Origin of the sequence: Litorimonas sp. (genome assembly GCA_029936425.1) — a bacterium.
GTDB lineage: Bacteria > Pseudomonadota > Alphaproteobacteria > Caulobacterales > Maricaulaceae > Litorimonas.
Window position 1 is genome coordinate 1 of the sequence record JAPYSU010000185.1, and the last position, 1,006, is coordinate 1,006.

The following is a 1,006-nucleotide window of genomic DNA, read 5'->3' on the forward strand; positions in this document are numbered from 1 at the left end:
TATGGACGGTGATTGGCATCGTGACGACGCCACTGATCATTGGCTGGTTTGTGTTGCTGGGTATCTCCATCTGGATCATCTTTTCAGCAGACCAATATCGTCTAAAGAATTCGTTGTATTTATGCGCTGAAGGTTCGATTATACGAATACCATGATCAAGAGAATACCGATGTGGCTGTCAGCGTACTCAAGAAAACTGGTTACCAATTTAACGGCCACCGGTTCGGAGTTCTTTGGCTCATCCTGAACGAACGACGCAAACCACTACTTGTACCGTTGATGTTCAGTACCTTTCTTGCCCAGTTCGGCACCGTCTTCGAAGTTCGCAAACTCTCTGATGGTACAGCAGGTCACGCTAATAGGCGGTTTGAGTTTGTTGAGCGAGAGGTGTCAGAAACAACGATTCGAGCATACGTCTACGCATTGGCCCGATTCCTGAGATACCTAGAAGAATGTCGAATTAGTTACGGAACACCGGGAATAGATGCCTCCTCGTCTTGTAGTGAGAAATTCGTAAATCATTACATTAATGAGGTTCTTGCACTGCAGCTAGAATCTCCCAAGTCGCTGCAAACCCACCAATCAGCTCTCACAGCTTATTTTCACTTCTTGCATTACATGGAGTTTGCGCCACTTCTCGAATTGAGAGTTTATCGCCGGACTCGCCAGGCCATGGCAGATCTAAGTAAGAAACAAAATCACATACAGTATGTTTCGCGACACGCTCGCCTTCAGTTAATTAATGCTTGCGGAACACTTGCAGAAAAACTCGTTATGAGAATGGGATTTGAAGTGGGGCTCAGAACTTCAGAGTTGCGCGGGCTTCGCACTCCAGCATTATGCAACTTATTTAAGCAGCTTGATGATCCAGCCTTCGACTATCGTGAACAGTTTAAATACTGGTTGGAGGGGCGATATACCAAGGGTGGGAAGAGTGGCTGGATCTACTTTTCCAGAGAGCTCCTTATCGATATGAAACGGTATTTCAATACCGAGCGCCAATGGT

General features: G+C 46.1%; 1 protein-coding gene. It reads left to right on the forward strand.

The features are described from left to right. Positions 1-171: 171 nt before the first annotated feature. The coding region (locus ACN0IC_RS15860) for a site-specific integrase (protein ID WP_416879706.1) at positions 172-1,006 on the forward strand (835 nt) is incomplete at its 3' end.